At 39.0% G+C, this 21,007-nt stretch carries 5 protein-coding genes; 3 read left to right on the plus strand and 2 right to left on the minus strand.

Annotated elements, in window-relative coordinates; all coding sequences use genetic code 11:
• Window positions 1-280 precede the first annotated feature (280 nt).
• The 3 genes from LNP23_RS18955 to LNP23_RS18965 all read left to right on the plus strand — a co-directional run bounded on the left by LNP23_RS18955 (window position 281) and on the right by LNP23_RS18965 (window position 19,140).
• The gene (locus LNP23_RS18955) at window positions 281-16,219 is read left to right on the plus strand and encodes an HYR-like domain-containing protein (RefSeq protein WP_230002417.1); all 15,939 of its coding nucleotides are present in this window, start codon (window positions 281-283) and stop codon (window positions 16,217-16,219) included.
• 66 nt (window positions 16,220-16,285) lie between these two features.
• Window positions 16,286-17,203, plus strand: a complete 918-nt coding sequence (locus tag LNP23_RS18960; protein ID WP_230002418.1) for a PorP/SprF family type IX secretion system membrane protein — start codon at window positions 16,286-16,288, stop codon at window positions 17,201-17,203.
• 11 nt (window positions 17,204-17,214) lie between these two features.
• Entirely contained in the window at window positions 17,215-19,140 is a 1,926-nt protein-coding gene (locus LNP23_RS18965; protein ID WP_230002419.1) for an OmpA family protein, read from the plus strand.
• Window positions 19,141-19,591: 451 nt separating this feature from the next.
• Here LNP23_RS18965 and LNP23_RS18970 read toward each other — a convergent pair whose 3' ends face one another.
• Both LNP23_RS18970 and pdxH read right to left on the minus strand, forming a co-directional pair.
• Window positions 19,592-20,098, minus strand: a complete 507-nt coding sequence (locus LNP23_RS18970) for a CAP domain-containing protein (protein WP_230002420.1) — start codon at window positions 20,096-20,098, stop codon at window positions 19,592-19,594.
• A gap of 170 nt (window positions 20,099-20,268) precedes the next feature.
• Window positions 20,269-20,913, minus strand: a complete 645-nt coding sequence (gene pdxH / locus LNP23_RS18975; protein ID WP_230002421.1) for a pyridoxamine 5'-phosphate oxidase — start codon at window positions 20,911-20,913, stop codon at window positions 20,269-20,271.
• Window positions 20,914-21,007 lie beyond the last annotated feature (94 nt).

A 21,007-nucleotide genomic window follows, 5' to 3' on the forward strand; every position in this document is an offset into this window, starting at 1 on the left:
AAAACACCCCCTATTTTCACAAATTCTGACCAAAAAAAGACATTTCAACGAGTTTTTAGGTTAGTTACAGAGAAAAAAAATCTATTAAAAAGAGACTATATAACTTTGATTCTGTTAAAACTATAAAAATTTCACAAAATACGAAGTCAAATCTATGGAGGCTCAAAAATCGTAGGTAATAGAGATAGCAAATTATACTTATAAAAGAGCCGAAATAAAATTTTACTAAAAATAGTACTGTAGAGGAACAAACAATTTTTGAAATTAAAGATTAAAGACCATGAAAAAAATTACTTTAACCACTATTTTGGGATTACTATTTTTCTTTACAGAGCTATCTGCCCAAGAAATAAATGTTCCTATCAGAATCGGAAATACTATTACCAAAAATAAATCTGCTGCTAAGAGTAATGTAACTGCTAAAAGTAGTGCGACTGCGTTGGCGGCACTGGCTGCAGTTGGATCTATAGATGTAGCAAATCCCGCTGCCGGAAATAATGGTTATACTGCAGATGGATTAGTGCGTAACATACTAACTTCGGGCTGTTTAAGCATTAGCAATGTCCGATTCGGTTATTATAAAAAAAATGGAAACAATTGGGATTGGACTAATCATACGTGGTCTTCAACCGCCGGTGACCGACAATTGGGATACTTTAATAAATCTACTTCGACATTTCCTATTGATGAAGGTCTTTTAATTGCAACAGGAAAAATAAGCTCTGCTATGGGGCCTAATACGTTTACAAATAAATCAGATTCAATGGTTAGCGAGGCCAGCGATCCTGATTTAACTAATATATCAGGTCAGACCATGCGTGATGCTGCTATATTGGAATTTAATTTTGTTCCTGATGGAAATTTGGTTGAGTTCAAATTTGTTTTTGCCTCAGAGGAATATCTGGAATATGTTAATACGCAATTTAACGATGCTTTTGGTTTTTTCTTAAGCGGACCCGGAATAGCCGGAACTTACACCAATAATGCTGTAAACCTTTCTCAATTACCAAATGGTGATACCGTTACGATCAACAACATTCACTCTTCCGGAGTTAATGTGAACGGTGTTGCTTTCCCTGATAAAAATGTCGCTTATTACCTAAACAATCCACCTGCTTCACTAGTAATGGAGTATGATGGATCTACAACAGTTCTTACCGCAACATATCCGGTTACACCTGGTCAAACTTATAAAATTAAAATGGCTATCGCCGATGCATCAGATCAATTATATGATGCAGGTGTATTTCTAAAAGCAAGAAGTTTTGCCACAAATACTTTAGTAATTACAAATCCTGCAGGTGTATGTTCTCCAAACACCGTAAATATTACTGCTGCGGCAGTAACTGCAGGAAGCACTGCCGGACTAACCTATACGTATTGGAGAGATGCAGCTGCTACAATTCCTTACACTACTCCTACTGCAGCAACTGCAGGTACTTATTATATTAAAGGACAAAACCTTGTGTCAGGTTGTTCAGACATTAAACCTGTAGTGGTAACTGTTAGTAATATTGTTGTAACAGAAAACGTTGCTTCACATGTTGATGTAAAATGTTTTGGGCAAAGCACGGGGGCTATTACACTTAACAATCCTACCGGTGGTGTTGCTCCTTATACTTATTCATGGAAAAAAAATGGAGCTGCATTTGCAGGAACAACTCAAACCATAACCAACTTAGGAGTTGGAACATACGAAGCAACTGTAACAGATGCAAGCGGATGTAAAGGTGTTATTTCTGTAGTTATAACGCAGCCAAATGCCGCTCTGGCTTTGGCAGCTTCTTCTAAAACAGATGTTACTTGTTTTGGTGCCAGCACCGGAACCGTAACTGCAGGCGCCGTGACAAACGCAGTTGGAACTATTACGTACTCTTGGAAAAACAGCTCTAATACAGTAGTAGGAACAACAGCAACAGTATCAAATTTGCCTGCCGGAACTTATACTTTAACTGTTACAGATACTTGTTCGTCTCAATCCAATTCCGTTACAATCGGGCAACCGACTGCCGCTCTGACTTTGGCAGCTTCATCTAAAACAGATGCAGCTTGTTTTGGTGCCAGCACCGGAACTATAACTGCAGGTGCGGTTACAAACTCCGTCGGAACGGTAACGTACTCGTGGAAAAACAGTTCTAATACAGTAGTAGGAACGACAGCGACAGTGTCCAATCTTCCTGCGGGAACTTACACTTTAACTGTAACGGATTCTTGTTCTTCTAAAACCAATACAGTTACCATCGGACAACCGAGTGCAGCTTTGGCTTTAGCAGCTTCATCTAAAACGGATGCAGCATGTTTTGGCGCAAGCACCGGAACAGTTACTGCGGGTGCGGTGACAAATTCCGTTGGAACGGTAACGTACTCGTGGAAAAATAGCTCAAATACAGTAGTAGGAACAACAGCAACAGTTTCAAATCTTCCTGCCGGAACTTATACCTTAACTGTTACAGATTCTTGTTCTTCTCAAACCAATTCCGTTACCATCGGGCAACCGAGTGCGGCTTTGGCTTTGGCAGCTTCTTCTAAAACAGATGTTACTTGTTTTGGTGCCAGTACCGGAACTATAACTGCGGGTGCGGTTACAAATTCCGTTGGAACTGTAACTTTCTCTTGGAAAAACAGTTCTAATACAGTAGTAGGAACGACAGCAACAGTTTCGAATCTTCCTGCTGGAACTTATACCTTAACTGTTACAGATTCTTGCTCTTCTAAAACTAATTCTGTTACTATCGGACAACCGAGTGCAGCTTTGGCATTAGCAGCTTCCTCCAAAACTGATGTCGTTTGTTTCGGAGCGAGTACGGGAACAATAACTGCGGGTGCGGTGACAAACTCCGTTGGAACAGTAACTTTCTCTTGGAAAAACAGCTCTAATACAGTAGTAGGAACAACAGCAACAGTATCAAATCTTCCTGCTGGAACTTATACTTTAACCGTTACAGATTCTTGTTCTTCTCAAACTAATTCTGTTACTATCGGACAACCGAGTGCAGCTTTGGCATTAGCAGCTTCTTCTAAAACTGATGCAGCTTGTTTTGGTGGCAACACCGGAACAGTAACTGCTGGTGCCGTGACAAACTCCGTTGGAACTGTAACATTCTCTTGGAAAAACAGCTCTAATACAGTAGTAGGAACGACAGCAACAGTTTCAAATCTTCCTGCGGGAACTTATACTTTAACCGTTACAGATTCTTGTTCTTCTCAAACTAATTCTGTTACTATCGGACAACCAAGTGCAGCACTAGCTTTAGCAGCTTCTTCTAAAACAGATGCGGCTTGTTTTGGTGGCAACACCGGAACAGTAACTGCTGGTGCCGTGACAAACTCCGTTGGAACTGTAACATTCTCTTGGAAAAACAGCTCTAATACAGTAGTAGGAACGACAGCAACAGTTTCAAATCTTCCTGCGGGAACTTATACCTTAACCGTTACAGATTCTTGTTCTTCTAAAACTAACTCTGTTACCATCGGGCAACCAAGTGCAGCACTAGCTTTAGCAGCTTCATCTAAAACCGATGTGGTTTGTTTTGGTGCCAGCACTGGAACTATAACTGCAGGTGCAGTGACAAACTCCGTTGGAACAGTAACTTTCTCTTGGAAAAACAGTTCTAATACAGTAGTAGGAACCACAGCAACGGTATCAAATTTGCCTGCCGGAACTTATACCTTAACTGTTACAGATTCTTGCTCTTCTCAAACTAACTCTGTTACCATCGGACAACCAAGTGCAGCTTTAGCATTAGCGACTTCATCTAAAACAGATGTGGTTTGTTTTGGTGCCAGCACTGGAACTATAACTGCAGGTGCCGTGACAAACTCTGTTGGAACAGTAACCTTCTCTTGGAAAAACAGCTCTAATACAGTAGTAGGAACCACAGCAACAGTTTCAAATTTGCCTGCCGGAACTTATACCTTAACTGTTACAGATTCTTGCTCTTCTCAAACTAACTCTGTTACCATCGGGCAACCAAGTGCAGCTTTAGCATTAGCGACTTCATCTAAAACAGATGTGGTTTGTTTTGGTGCCAGCACTGGAACTATAACTGCAGGTGCCGTGACAAACTCTGTTGGAACAGTAACCTTCTCTTGGAAAAACAGTTCTAATACAGTAGTAGGGACTACCGCCACAGTGTCAAATCTTCCTGCCGGAACTTATACCTTAACCGTTACAGATTCTTGCTCTTCTCAAACTAATTCTGTTACAATCGGACAACCGAATGCAGCTTTAGCATTAGCGGCTTCATCTAAAACAGATGTGGTTTGTTTTGGTGCAAGCACCGGAACTATAACTGCAGGTACAGTAACAAACGCAGTTGGAACAGTAACTTTCTCTTGGAAAAACAGCTCAAATACAGTAGTAGGAACTACGGCCACAGTGTCAAATCTTCCTGCCGGAACATATACCTTAACTGTTACAGATTCTTGCTCTTCTCAAACTAATTCTGTTACAATCGGACAACCGAGTGCAGCACTAGCTTTAGCAGCTTCTTCTAAAACAGATGCGGCTTGTTTTGGCGCCAGCACCGGAACAGTAACTGCGGGTACTGTTACAAACGCTGTTGGAACGGTAACATACTCTTGGGAAAACAGCTCTAATGCTGTAGTAGGAACCACAGCAACAGTATCAAACCTGCCTGCCGGAACATATACTTTAACTGTTACAGATTCTTGTTCTTCTCAAACTAATTCTGTTACAATCGGGCAACCGAGTGCAGCTTTAGCTTTAGCAGCTTCTTCTGAAACGGATGCAGCTTGTTTTGGAAATAGTAACGGAACAGTAACTGCGGGTACTGTTACAAACGTTATTGGAACGGTAACATACTCTTGGAAAAACAGCTCTAACACCGTAGTTGGAACTACAGCAACAGTATCCAATCTTCCTGCGGGAACTTATACTTTAACCGTTACGGATTCTTGTTCATCTCAATCTAATTCGGTTACAATTGGTCAACCTAGCGCTGCTTTAAGCTGTTCAATAATACAAAACAAAGCAGTTACTGCTAATGGTTTAAGTAATGGTGAAGCTACTGTAACTGCACTTGGTGGAAATGGAAGTTATACCTACTTATGGGATAATAATGAAACAACACAAAAAGCGGTATTACTAAATGCAGGTTTACACTCTGTAACCGTAACAGACGCAAAAGGTTGTACTACAACTTGTACCATCACCATCTCTGAACCAAATGTTTTGTCTTGTAGTATTTCTCAAGATGATCCTGCCAAATGTTTTGGTGACAGTAATGGAAAAGCGACTGTAACTGCCATAGGAGGAAATGGTGATTATACTTATTTATGGGATAATAATGAAACAACTTCACAAGCAGTTTCTTTAACTGCAGGTCAACATACGGTAACCGTAACTGACAAATTAGGTTACACTACTACTTGCTCCGTAACAATCGGACAACCACAAAAAGCGCTAAGCGCTACAAAAACACAAATTGATGTTGTTTGTGGAGGTGATGCAACTGGTTCTGCGACTGTAACGGTATCAGGAGGAACAACACCTTATACTTACTTATGGAATACAACTCCAGCACAAACTTCGGATACTGCTACTGCTCTTTTAGCAGGAAATTATAGCGTAACAATCACAGATGCTAAAGGTTGTACAATCAGTGAATCTTTTGTAATTCTTGATGGAGATTCTGTAAAACCGGTAATTGATCCTTTACCTTCAACTACAACAATCAACTGTCCGGAAGTGCCTGTCTTTGCACAAGCTACCGCAACAGATGATAGTGGAACTGTTTCTTCTTTAACCTTCCAGGACACAACAATACCAGGCAATTGCACCGGTTCCTATACAAAAACCAGAACTTGGACCGCTATAGATGCTTGTGGAAATACTTCTCTTCCTGTTAGTCAAACAATTATTGTTCAGGATAACACTGCTCCAACTTGGTCAACTCAAGCCGGAACATTAAATACTACTGTTCAATGTAGCGATGCAACAGCTTTGGCTAATGCTCAAGCGCAATTCCCAGTAGCTACTGACGCTTGTGATACAGATGTAACAAACATTGTAAAAGTAAGCGGTGCTTTTGTAGCTTCTCAAGGTTGTGCTAACGCTGGAACATATACTAATACTTGGACGGTTAATGACGATTGTGGAAATACTTCTGCTATTTTCACACAAATCATTACCATCGAAGATACTACTGCTCCTACTTGGTCAACTCAAGCCGGAACATTAAATACTACTATTCAATGTAGCGATGCAACAGCTTTGGCTAATGCTCAAGCTCAATTCCCAGTGGCTGCTGACGCTTGTGATACAGATGTAACAAACATTGTAAAAGTAAGCGGTGCTTTTGTAGCTTCTCAAGGTTGTGCTAACGCTGGAACATATACTAATACTTGGACTGTTAATGATGATTGCGGAAATACTTCTGCTATTTTCACACAAATCATTACCATCGAAGATACTACTGCTCCTACTTGGTCTACTCAAGCCGGAACATTAAATACTACTGTTCAATGTAGTGATGCAACAGCTTTGGCTAATGCTCAAGCGCAATTCCCAGTAGCTACTGACGCTTGTGATACAGATGTGACAAACATTGTAAAAGTAAGCGGTGCTTTTGTAGCTTCTCAAGGTTGTGCTAACGCCGGAACTTACACTAATACTTGGACTGTTAATGACGATTGCGGAAATACTTCTGCTATTTTCACACAAATCATTACCATCGAAGATACTACTGCTCCTACTTGGTCTACTCAAGCCGGAACATTAAATACTACTGTTCAATGTAGTGATGCAACAGCTTTGGCTAATGCTCAAGCGCAATTCCCAGTAGCTACTGACGCTTGTGATACAGATGTGACAAACATTGTAAAAGTAAGCGGTGCTTTTGTAGCTTCTCAAGGTTGTGCTAACGCCGGAACTTACACTAATACTTGGACTGTTAATGACGATTGCGGAAATACTTCTGCTATTTTCACACAAATCATTACCATCGAAGATACTACTGCTCCTACTTGGTCTACTCAAGCCGGAACATTAAATACTACTGTTCAATGTAGTGATGCAACAGCTTTGGCTAATGCTCAAGCGCAATTCCCAGTAGCTACTGACGCTTGTGATACAGATGTGACAAACATTGTAAAAGTAAGCGGTGCTTTTGTAGCTTCTCAAGGTTGTGCTAACGCCGGAACATATACTAATACTTGGACTGTTAATGATGATTGCGGAAATACTTCTGCTGTTTTCACTCAGATCATTACTATCGAAGATACTACTGCGCCAACTTGGTCTACTCAAGGGGGAACATTAAATACTACGGTTCAATGTAGTGATATGGCAGCTTTGGCTAATGCTCAAGCGCAATTCCCAGTGGCTACTGATGCTTGTGATACGGATGTGACCAACATTGTAAAAGTAAGCGGTGCTTTTGTAGCTTCTCAAGGTTGTGCTAACGCCGGAACATATACTAATACTTGGACTGTTAGTGATGATTGTGGAAATACTTCTGCTATTTTCACTCAAATCATTACCATTGAAGATACTACTGCTCCTACTTGGTCTACTCAAGGGGGAACATTAAATACTACTGTTCAATGTAGCGATGCAACAGCTTTGGCTAATGCTCAAGCTCAATTCCCTGTAGCTACTGACGCTTGTGATACTGATGTGACCAACATTGTAAAAGTAAGCGGTGCTTTTGTAGCTTCTCAAGGTTGTGCTAACGCTGGAACATATACTAATACTTGGACGGTTAATGACGATTGCGGAAATACTTCTGCTATTTTCACGCAAATCATTACCATTGAAGATACTACTGCTCCTACTTGGTCTACTCAAGGGGGAACATTAAATACTACTGTTCAATGTAGCGATGCAACAGCTTTGGCTAATGCTCAAGCTCAATTCCCTGTAGCTACTGACGCTTGTGATACTGATGTGACCAACATTGTAAAAGTAAGCGGTGCTTTTGTAGCTTCTCAAGGTTGTGCTAACGCTGGAACATATACTAATACTTGGACGGTTAATGACGATTGCGGAAATACTTCTGCTATTTTCACGCAAATCATTACCATTGAAGATACTACTGCTCCTACTTGGTCTACTCAAGGGGGAACATTAAATACTACTGTTCAATGTAGCGATGCAACAGCTTTGGCTAATGCTCAAGCTCAATTCCCTGTAGCTACTGACGCTTGTGATACTGATGTGACCAACATTGTAAAAGTAAGCGGTGCTTTTGTAGCTTCTCAAGGTTGTGCTAACGCTGGAACATATACTAATACTTGGACGGTTAATGACGATTGTGGAAATACTTCTGATGTTTTCACGCAAATCATTACCATCGAAGATACTACTGCGCCAACTTGGTCTACTCAAGGGGGAACATTAAATACTACGGTTCAATGTAGTGATGCAACAGCTTTGGCTAATGCTCAAGCTCAATTCCCTGTAGCTGCTGATGCTTGTGATACTGATGTCACAAACATTGTAAAAGTAAGCGGTGCTTTTGTAGCTTCTCAAGGTTGCGCTAACGCCGGAACTTACACTAATACTTGGACGGTTAATGATGATTGCGGAAATACTTCTGATGTTTTCACTCAAATCATTACTATCGAAGATACTACTGCTCCTACTTGGTCAACTCAAGGGGGAACATTAGATGTTACTTTACAATGTAGCGATAATGACGGATTGACAACCGCTCAAAACCAAGCTCCAATTGCAACAGATAATTGTGATGGAACTATAACTTATACTAAAGTAACTGGTCAATTACAAAAAGGTAGCTGTGGAAGTACTGGTACTTACACCAACACCTGGACTGCAACCGATACTTGCAATAATACCTCAACTGTCTTTACTCAGGTAATTACCGTTCAGGATACTGCAATTCCAACTTGGATTACTCAGGCTGGGACATTAAACGTAACTGTTCAATGCAGTGATGCTGCAGGATTAACTGCTGCTCAAAATCAAGCTCCCGCAGCTACAGCCAATTGTTCAATTGTAACTTATACCAAAACAAGTGGTTCTTTTATTGCCTCTGAAGGTTGCGCTAATGCTGGAACTTATACCAACTCTTGGATTGCAAAAGATGATTGCGGAAACGTTACGGATGCCTTTATTCAAGTAATTACTATTGAAGATACAACTGCTCCAACCTGGTCAACTCAAGCCGGAACATTAAACGTAACTGTTCAATGTAGTGATGCAACAGCTTTAAATGCTGCTCAAGCTCAATTCCCTATTGCAGCTGATGCTTGTGATACTGATGTTTCTAATATCGTGAAAACAAGTGGTGCTTTTATAGCCTCTGAAGGTTGCGCAAATGCTGGAACTTATACTAACACTTGGACTGTAAAAGACGATTGTGGTAATACTTCAGATGTTTTCACACAAGTAATTACAATCGAAGATACAACTGCTCCAACTTGGACAACTCAGCCTGGAACATTAAACGTTACTGTTCAATGTAGTGATGCAACAGCTTTAACTACTGCTCAAACACAATTCCCAGTTGCTACTGATTCTTGTGATGGTGATGTTTCTAATATCGTAAAAACAAGCGGTGCTTTTGTAGCTTCTGAAGGTTGTGCTAACGCTGGAACTTATACTAACACTTGGACTGTAAAAGATGATTGTGGAAATACTTCTGATGTTTTCACGCAAGTGATTACAATCGAAGATACTACTGCGCCAACATGGTCAACTCAGCCTGGAACATTAAACGTAACTGTTCAATGTAGTGATGCAACAGCTTTAACTACTGCTCAAACACAATTCCCGGTTGCTACTGACTCTTGTGATGGTGATGTTTCGAATATCGTAAAAACCAGCGGTGCTTTTGTAGCCTCTGAAGGTTGCGCTAACGCTGGAACTTATACTAACACTTGGACTGTTAAAGATGATTGTGGTAATACTTCTGATGTTTTCACACAAATTATTACTATCGAAGATACCACTGCTCCAACTTGGACAACTCAGCCTGGAACACTAAACGTAACTGTTCAATGTAGTGATGCAACAGCTTTGACTACTGCTCAAACGCAATTCCCGGTTGCAACTGATAGCTGTGATGGTGATGTTTCTAATATCGTAAAAACAAGCGGTGCTTTTGTAGCCTCTGAAGGTTGCGCTAACGCTGGAACTTATACTAACACTTGGACTGTTAAAGATGATTGTGGTAATACTTCTGATACTTTCACGCAAGTGATTACAATCGAAGATACCACTGCTCCAACATGGACAACTCAACCTGGAACATTAAACGTAACTGTTCAATGTAGTGATGCAACAGCTTTAAATGCTGCTCAAACACAATTCCCGGTTGCTACTGACTCTTGTGATGGTGATGTTTCTAATATCGTGAAAACAAGTGGTGCTTTTGTAGCTAGTGAAGGTTGCGCTAACGCTGGAACTTATACTAACACTTGGACTGTAAAAGATGATTGTGGTAACACTTCTGATACTTTCACGCAAATCATTACAATCGAAGATACCACTGCTCCAACATGGACAACTCAACCTGGAACATTAAACGTTACTGTTCAATGTAGCGATGCAACAGCTTTGACTACTGCTCAAACACAATTCCCGATTGCGACCGATTCTTGTGATGGTGATGTTTCTAATATCGTGAAAATAAGTGGTGCTTTTGTAGCTTCTGAAACTTGTGCAAATGCAGGAACATATACTAATACTTGGACTGTAAAAGATGATTGTGGAAATACTTCTGATACTTTCACTCAAATCATTACAATCGAAGATACTACTGCTCCAACTTGGTCAACTCAAGGGGGAACATTAGATGTTACTTTACAATGTAGTGATACTGATGGATTGACAGCTGCTCAAAACCAAGCTCCAATTGCAACAGATAATTGTGATGGAACTATAACTTATACTAAAGTAACCGGTCAATTACAAAAAGGAAGTTGTGGAAGTACTGGTACTTACACCAACACCTGGACTGCAACCGATACTTGCAATAATATCTCAACTGTCTTTACTCAGGTAATTACCGTTCAGGATACCGCAGTACCAACTTGGATTACACAAGCAGGAACATTAAACGTTACTTTGCAATGTAGTGATGCAACCGGATTAACTGCTGCTCAAAATCAAGCTCCGACTGCAACAGCCAATTGTTCAGTTGTAACTTATACCAAAACAAGTGGCACTTTTGTTGCCTCTGAAGGTTGTGCTAACGCTGGAACGTATACCAACTCTTGGATTGCAAAAGATGATTGTGGAAACGTTACGGATGCTTTCACTCAAGTAATTACAATCGAAGATACCACTGCTCCAACTTGGACAACTCAGCCTGGAACATTAAACGTAACTGTTCAATGTAGTGATGCAACAGCTTTGACTACTGCTCAAACACAATTCCCAGTTGCTACTGACTCTTGTGATGGTGATGTTTCTAATATCGTGAAAACAAGTGGTGCTTTTGTAGCTTCTGAAACTTGTGCAAATGCAGGAACATATACTAATACTTGGACTGTTAAAGATGATTGTGGTAATACTTCTGATACTTTCACGCAAGTGATTACAATCGAAGATACCACTGCTCCAACTTGGACAACTCAGCCTGGAACATTAAACGTAACTGTTCAATGTAGTGATGCAACGGCTTTGACTACTGCTCAAACACAATTCCCAGTTGCTACTGATTCTTGTGATGGTGATGTTTCGAATATCGTGAAAACAAGTGGTGCTTTTGTAGCTTCTGAAACTTGTGCAAATGCAGGAACATATACTAATACTTGGACTGTTAAAGACGATTGTGGAAATACTTCTGATACTTTCACTCAAGTAATTACAATCGAAGATACTACTGCTCCAACATGGACAACTCAAGCCGGAACATTAGATGTTACTTTACAATGTAGCGATACTGATGGATTGACAGCTGCTCAAAACCAAGCTCCAATTGCAACAGATAATTGCGATGGAACTATAACTTATACTAAAGTAACTGGTCAATTGCAAAAAGGAAGTTGTGGAAGTACTGGTACTTACACCAACACCTGGACTGCAACCGATACTTGCAATAATACCTCAACTGTCTTTACTCAGGTAATTACCGTTCAGGATACTGCAATTCCAACTTGGATTACTCAGGCTGGGACATTAAACGTAACTGTTCAATGCAGTGATGCTGCAGCATTAACTGCTGCTCAAAATCAAGCTCCTGCAGCTACAGCCAATTGTTCAATTGTAACTTACACCAAAACAAGTGGTTCTTTTATTGCCTCTGAAGGTTGTGCAAATGCTGGAACTTATACCAACTCTTGGATTGCAAAAGATGACTGCGGAAATATCACTGACGCTTTCACTCAAGTAATTACTATCGAAGATACCACTGCTCCAACCTGGTCAACTCAAGCCGGAACATTAAACGCTACTGTTCAATGTAGTGATGCAACAGCTTTAAATGCTGCTCAAGCGAAGTTCCCTGTTGCGGCTGATTCTTGTGACGGTGATGTTTCGAATATCGTGAAAACCAGCGGTGCTTTTGTAGCTTCTGAAGGTTGCGCTAACGCTGGAACTTATACTAACACTTGGACTGTTAAAGACGATTGTGGTAATACTTCTGATACTTTCACGCAAGTGATTACAATCGAAGATACCACTGCTCCAACTTGGACAACTCAGCCTGGAACATTAAACGTAACTGTTCAATGTAGCGATGCAACAGCTTTGACTACTGCACAAACACAATTCCCGGTTGCTACTGATTCTTGTGATGGTGATGTTTCTAATATCGTAAAAACCAGCGGTGCTTTTGTAGCCTCTGAAGGTTGCGCTAACGCTGGAACTTATACCAATACCTGGACTGTTAAAGATGATTGTGGTAACACTTCTGATGTTTACACTCAAGTGATTACTATTGAAGATACCAGTGCTCCAACATGGACAACTCAACCTGGAACATTAAACGTAACTGTTCAATGTAGTGATGCAACAGCTTTGACTACTGCTCAAACACAATTCCCAGTTGCTACTGATTCTTGTGATGGTGATGTTTCTAATATCGTAAAAACAAGTGGCGCTTTTGTAGCCTCTGAAGGTTGCGCTAACGCTGGAACTTATACTAATACTTGGACCGTTAAAGATGATTGTGGAAATACTTCTGATGTTTACACTCAAGTGATTACAATTGAAGATACCACTGCTCCAACTTGGACAACTGAGGCCGGAACATTAAACGTAACTGTTCAGTGTAGTGATGCAACAGCTTTGACTACTGCTCAAACACAATTCCCGGTTGCTACTGATTCTTGTGATGGTGATGTTTCTAATATCGTAAAAACAAGCGGTGCTTTTGTAGCCTCTGAAGGTTGTGCTAACGCTGGAACTTATACTAACACTTGGACCGTTAAAGATGATTGTGGAAATACTTCTGATGTTTTCACGCAAGTGATTACAATTGAAGATACCAGTAAACCAATATTTATCGGAGATCTTCCAAAAGATAGTACTGTTTCTTGTGACGCTGTTCCTGCCCCTGCTCAACTAGTAGTTTCAGACAGTTGTACTTCAGATTTACCAATTGTTTTCACTGAAACAAAAAGTGATATTCAAAATCAATGTGATTCTAATTATACCTTAACACGTACCTGGACAGCAACTGATTGCTCTGGTAACACTACATCTTATGTTCAAATTATAACCGTGAGAGATACAACAGCTCCAACGGGGACTGTTCCTGCAGATGTTACCGGTTTAGAGAGCATAGCTGTTATCCCAGCCGGTACACCACAAGATGTAACAAATGTTTCTGATAATTGTGATTCAAATGTAACAATCACCGTAACTGACACCAATAACGGAGGAAGTGGTTGTGATGGAAATGCTTATATCTTAACCAGAACTTACACCCTTACAGATTGTGCTGGTAATAAAACAGAACTGGTACAAACCTTTACTGTCGAAAATAAAGTGTCTGTGAGCGGAATTGCTTCGAACGTAACTTGTCTTGGTGGTACTGATGGTTCAATCATGATTACAAGTAGTCCTGGTGCTACAGTTGTAATTAGAAATCAAAACAATGAAGTTGTTGGAAATACAAACTTACCGGCTGGTACTTATACCTTAACTGCAACATCGTCAGTTAACAATGGAAACCAAACTTGTACAGCAACAACTACCGTTGTCATAACACAACCGGATTACAAAGTAAAAATATCCGGACAAATTATTAATGCTGATACGAATACACCTCTTGCCAACGTACCGGTAACATTAATTCCACAAGGTACTACAACAGGTCCAATTCTATTGCGCATCACTGGTGCAGATGGTATATACAATTTCTCAGGTGTTCCGACAGGAAGCTACCTGGTTCAGGTTCAGGACGCTAATTTAAGTAGCGTACACCAATTATATCCGGTGGATTCAAATGTATTCCTTACTACTCTTGAAGAATGTAAATTTCAAGTGCATAATTTCTTATATGGACCATCAACTCGACCTGTTTTAGGAGATTATGTTTGGTACGACACCAACGGTAACGGAATTCAAGACGAATGGTACGATGCCAATAATGATGGAATTGTAACCAAAAATACTCCTGACGCAAATGGTGCAATCGACTATAGCCAATGGGAATGGATTGATCTTAATGGCGATGGTAATTTTACCGGTCCTCAAAATGTTGGAGAATTAAATGAAGGAGGTTTTGGTAATGCGTTAACACCTAATGTGATTATTGATGGGCCTAACGGTTATCATAAAGAAGTTATTGTAAGCCAAACAGGATTCTGGAGAGACCGACCAGAAACAGCAAATCCTAATGGAGATTATACGATAAAATTGGTAAAAGATGCTAATCTGGATGCTGTTGCTACAGCACTCGGAGCAACTGGTTTAGTAAAAGTGCTTCCATCAGGAGCAGGTAAAAATATTACCTCTAAAGTAAACCAGGCACAATTGCATAACGTTTGTCAAATAACAAGTCCAAGCAGTTATATGGTCACTGTAACTCCTCAAGATTTGATTCATCTAAATGCTGATTTTGGTGTTAATTGCAAATTAGTTAGAGACATAGTGGCCAATGATGATACTGCCGGTCCATTTCCTAGTGTAAATCAAATCACTCCAAATGTGCTGAATGTATTACCAAATGATACTATTGAAGGTGTAGTTGTAAAACCATCGGATGTTATTATTTCAACCGTAACACCAAACGAGTTCTTGCAATTAAATTCAGATGGTAGTGTTAATATTCTTCCAAATGCACCAATAGGTACGTTGACCTTAGTGTATCAAATTTGTGAGGCTGACAATGCAGGTAACTGTGATACAGCAACTGTAACGGTAACTATCATTGCTCCACCGGCTATTTTAGCTAATGATGATACGTATTCTAATATTGGTTGCGGTACTTTCGGAGTAGTGGGTAATGTTCTTGATAATGACTTCATTGGCACTACAAAAACTACAATAGAATTAGTAAACTTCACCTTATTGAGTGATACAAACAATGCTAATTCTAAAACGGATCCGAATATAACAATTGATGCTTCGGGTAATGTAACGGTATCGAGTTTAACTCCTGCCGGAACGTATACGTATAACTATCAAATTTGTATTAAAGCGATTCCGGACATCTGTGACACAGCAACTGTTACTATAACGGTAGTTCCACAAGAAGTAATCAATATCAACAGTACAGCTTGTAAAGCGGATTCAACTCCTCTTAATTTAGATACTTTACTTCCTCCAAACACTCCGTTGACCGGAACATGGATTGATACCAGTAACAGTAACGCTTTACAAGGTAACACACTCAACCCGTTTGGATTAGCAATAGGCACTTATACATTTGAATATACAATAAATGATGAAAATTGTCCAAAAAGTATTACCTTAACTATGGAAATAAACGATGATTGTAGTGTACTGGCCTGTCAAAGAGTTTTAATACACAATGCTTTCTCTCCAAATGGTGATGGTAAAAACGATTATTTCCAAATTGACAATATCGATGAAACAACTTGTTATCCTGAAAATACGGTAGAAATATACAATCGTTGGGGAGTATTAGTTTTTGATACTACTAATTACAATAACACAACCAATGCATTCGACGGAACTTCCAGAGGAAGAACAACCATTAAACAATCTGATGGTTTGCCAACAGGTACTTATTTCTACATCATTACCTATAAATCGTTAGATGGAAATAACGTAGCTCAAAATCATAAAGAAAGTGGTTATCTGTATTTATCCAAATAAAAACAGACTTCCCTGAGATCGAATCACAAACATTGATAAAAACAATTGGTATAATAAATAACTGCTATGAGAACAAAATTAATTTTATTCGTCATAATGTTTACTGCAATTGCCAGTCATGCACAACAAGATGCACAGTATACGCAATACATGTATAACACCATAAACATCAATCCGGCTTATGCGGGATCCCGAGGAGTATTAAGTGTTTTCGGTTTATATCGTACACAATGGGTGGGACTTGACGGCGCACCTGAGACGGGTACTCTTTCGGTAAATACACCTATAAACAATAGCAATCTGGGAGTTGGAGTTTCATTGGTCAGCGACAAAATCGGACCTACCAATGAAAACACGCTTTCTGCAGATCTCTCGTATAGCATTCAGGTCTCTGCCGAATCCAAAATTTCGTTTGGAATCAAGGGGTCTGCGAATTTATTTAATTTAGATATTAATAAATTGAACCCGGCTGATCAGGGAGATCCACAATTTCAAGATTTCAGCAGTAAATTCTCTCCTAATATCGGAGCCGGGGTTTACTGGCATTCTGATAGAGCTTATGTTGGACTATCGGTACCAAACTTTATTGAAACCAATCGTTATGATGACAATGATATCGCGATCTACAAAGATAAAATCAATTATTATTTCATGACCGGTTACGTTTTTAATTTAGATCATTACCAATACATCAAATTCAAACCGGCTGCACTGGTTAAAATGGTACAAGGTGCTCCTTTACAAGTAGATGTTTCTGCCAATTTTATGTTCAACGATAAATTTGTTGCCGGTTTAGCCTACAGATGGAGCGCTTCACTCAGTGCGATGGTCGGATTTCAAGTCACAGATGGTTTATATATTGGATATGGTTACGATCGTGAAACTACGAGACTAAACAACTACAATTCAGGATCGCATGAAATATTCTTACGATATGAATTCTTCTCCAATAAAGGTAAAATGACAACTCCTCGTTTCTTCTAAAAATGATAATCATGAAAAATTATATCCTACTTTGTCTGACAATTATTATTGTTTTTTCATTTGACAGTTATTCTCAGCAGTCGAAAGTAAATTCCGGCGATAAAAAATACGATCATTATGCCTATATCGATGCCATAAAGACTTATGAACGTGTGGCCGAAAAAGGATACAAGTCTGAAGATATGTTCAAAAAACTAGGTAATTCCTATTATTTTAACTCTGAATTTGAAGGTGCGGCAAAATGGTACGGCGAATTATTTGCCATGAATACCAATGTAGAATCGGAGTATTATTACAGATATGCTCAATCTTTAAAGTCAACCGGACAAATAGATAAAGCAAACAAAATTTTGGATGAATTTGATTCAAAATTCAAAAATGACAGCAGAGGTAAACTTTATGCCGGAAATTTAAACTATCTGGATCAGATTAAAGAAAACTCCGGTCGTTATACCATTGAAAATGCAGGTATTAATTCAAAGTATTCAGACTATGGAACTTTTGTACACGACAATAAAGTCTATTTTGCTTCGGCTAGAGACACCGGAAATTTTTCACAACGCAAACACAAATGGACAAATGAATATTTTACCAACATCTACATGGCCGATGTGGATTCTGTTAAAGTATCAAAGATAAAAAATGCGTTAAACACAAAATTTCATGAATCTTCGCCGGTCTTTACCAAAGATGGTAAAACCATTTATTTCACAAGAAACAATTATCTAACAGGAAAAAAAGGAAAAGATGTCAATAAAACTACTTTAATAAAAATATACAAAGCGACTCTCGAAAATGGTAAATGGGCCAATGTAACACCATTATCTTTTGACAGTGACAATTACAGTACTGCTCATCCTGCTCTGAGTCCGGACGAAAAAACATTATACTTTGCTTCTGATATGCCCGGAACATTGGGACAGTCTGATATTTTCAAAGTAGCCATAAACAGTAACGGTGATTTCGGAACGCCTGAAAACTTAGGTAACAGTATCAATACCGAGGGTAAAGAAACTTTCCCGTATGTGACCAATGAGAATGAAATCTATTTTGCCTCTGACGGGCATCCCGGACTTGGTGGTCTGGATGTTTTTGTGGGTGAAATTGCAAAAGACGGAACTATCCGTAACATTCAAAACCTCGGAAATGATGTTAATTCTCCAAAAGATGACTTTGCTTACGTAATTGATCCTGTTTCGAGAAAAGGGTATTTTAGCTCCAATAAAGACGGCGGACAAGGTTCTGATGATATTTATAAATTTTTGGAAACCAAAAGGCTAAGATGCATCCAAGAACTAAGCGGACTTATTACTGATGCTGAAACAGGAGCCATTTTACCCGGAGCAAAAGTAACTTTGTTTAACAATCAAATGGAAGCAGAAGGTACAACAATTGCAGATGATAAGGGATCTTATAGTTTTCCTGTCGAATGTGGTAAAACTTATAATGTAAGAGCCGAAAAAACCGACTATACCACTAGAGAAGTAAGCATTACTATCGAAAAAACAACCGGAAAAACGACCTTATCTATTGCTCTTGAAAAATCTACCTGTAAAGTAACTGTGGGAGATGATTTAGGAAAATGTTTTGGTATAAAAATGATCTATTTTGACTTGGACAAATATAACATCCGTCCCGAAGCTGCTTTGGATTTAGAAAAAATATTGGCTACATTAAATGATTACCCAACAATGAAAATAGATATTCGTTCTCATACCGATAGTCGTGCCACTTTTAAATACAATGAAGTTTTGTCAAACAACAGAGCTAAATCTACTATTAGCTGGTTAATTAAAAATGGCATTGCACCAAACCGATTAACCGGAAGAGGATATGGAGAAACAGAACTCGTAAACAAATGTGCTGATGGAGTTCCTTGTACAGAAGAAGAACACCAACAAAACAGACGAAGTGAGTTTATTATTACGGCATTGTAATTTGAATTACAATAAGATGATCACGTTTCTAAAAGCTGTCTATTCGTTTAGACAGCTTTTTCTGTTTAAGAACCAGTCTTTTATTCTTTTTCCTGTCTTTTGGGCTAGAGAATTACACCCAATATTCCATGTATTGTGTGCTCAGAGTGTGTGATTTCTCCTTCGTCGAAAGGACAAAAATGAGCCGTAATCTGCGTGAGACTATAGCCGTAATCTTATTCTATCAAAAAAAGAATAAAATGCATTTAATCGTTTGCGAGTTTCGTGTGTCCTTTCTAAGAAGGAGAAATCACATCCAATATTCCATGTAGTGTCTACTCAGCGTGTGTGATTTCTCCTTCTTAGAAAGGACAAAAATGAGCTTAAATCTACGTAAACCAAAGTCATTTTTAACAAAAAAAGCCGCTGCAACTTAGAGCTACAACGACTAACTAATCCAATTCAATACATTTTATATCTTCGCGAATATATTCGTGTAATATTTATAACCTGTAGCGGAATCTGTCGAAACAGAAATCCCAAAGTGAGTAAAATCACCTTCTATATTTTTCTTATGTCCCGGACTGTCTAACCACGCTTTTAGAGCGGCTTCAGAAGTTTTATAATTACGGGCCACATTCTCACCGACCTTTTTTGCTGACAAAGCTTTCATAATACTTTCCGATCTCGACATAAAATCGTTATGATCCGCAACATTGTTTGCAATCATATACTCGTTATGCTGTTCACATTTATTAGAAATAAAATTGATTCTTTCTAATGCATTTAAACCAACACTTACACGATAGTCATTTATACGCTGTATCAATTCCAACTCGGAAGGATTGTAGGTGTAGTTTGAAGTTAAGGCTTCAGCTGTAGTAGCATCATCTGCTTTCCCGTCTGCGGTATCAGCAGAACATGAGCTCATTGTGATCAAAATCACAACGAACATCATGCCGTAGAAAATCTTTTTCATAGTCATTAGCATTTTAGCGTCTTAAAGTAGATGTTGGGGCAAATCCTTTAAAATTATTTTAATAAAATAGTTATCACTTTATAGATCAAACATATTCAAAATATCGCTAAAAAGCAAAAATACTCGATGAAATACGTAATAAAATTCCAATTTAAGGTAATTTTCTCACATTAAGATGACAGTCTTTCTATTTTCCATGAGAAATCCGACTGAATTTTGTATCTAATTCTGTCGTGCAACCTATTGGGTCTTCCTTGCCAAAATTCTACTTCCAAAGGAGTCACTAAAAAACCTCCCCAATTTTCAGGTCTTGGAATTGGTTTTCCCTCAAATTCTTTTTCCAGTTTTTTGAGGTTTTCTTCCAAAAATACTCTTGACGGAATTACTTCACTTTGATTCGAAACAATCGCGCCCAATTTACTTCCGTCTGGTCGGGAATCAAAATAACCGTCAGAAATGTTTTCAGACGTCTTTTGCGCAATTCCTTTTATGATTACCTGTCTCTCCATCTCCTGCCAGAAAAACGACAAACAAACGTTTGGATTCTCTGCGATGGCCTTTCCTTTCTCAGAATTATAATTCGTATAAAAGATAAAACCTTCCTCAGAAAATTTTTTCAGTAAAACAACTCTCGATTTCGGAAAACCATCTAAACCAATTGTAGAAACGGTCATGGCATTAACCTCCCCATTTGCTCCAAAATCTTCTACCTCATGAAACCATAGGTTAAAAAGATTAATCGGATCTTCGGGGATCGTGTTTTCAAGCAATTCGCTTTTTTCGTAAGATTTTCTATAATTACTTAAATCATTCATATTTTTTGATTTTAGATTGTATATTGTAGATTTTAGATTGCTGAATTAGGGATGAATAATCCAAAATAGAGCACACCTCCCCCGTAACTCATAA

Origin of the sequence: Flavobacterium cupriresistens, from assembly GCF_020911925.1 — a bacterium.
GTDB classification, from domain to species: domain Bacteria; phylum Bacteroidota; class Bacteroidia; order Flavobacteriales; family Flavobacteriaceae; genus Flavobacterium; species Flavobacterium cupriresistens.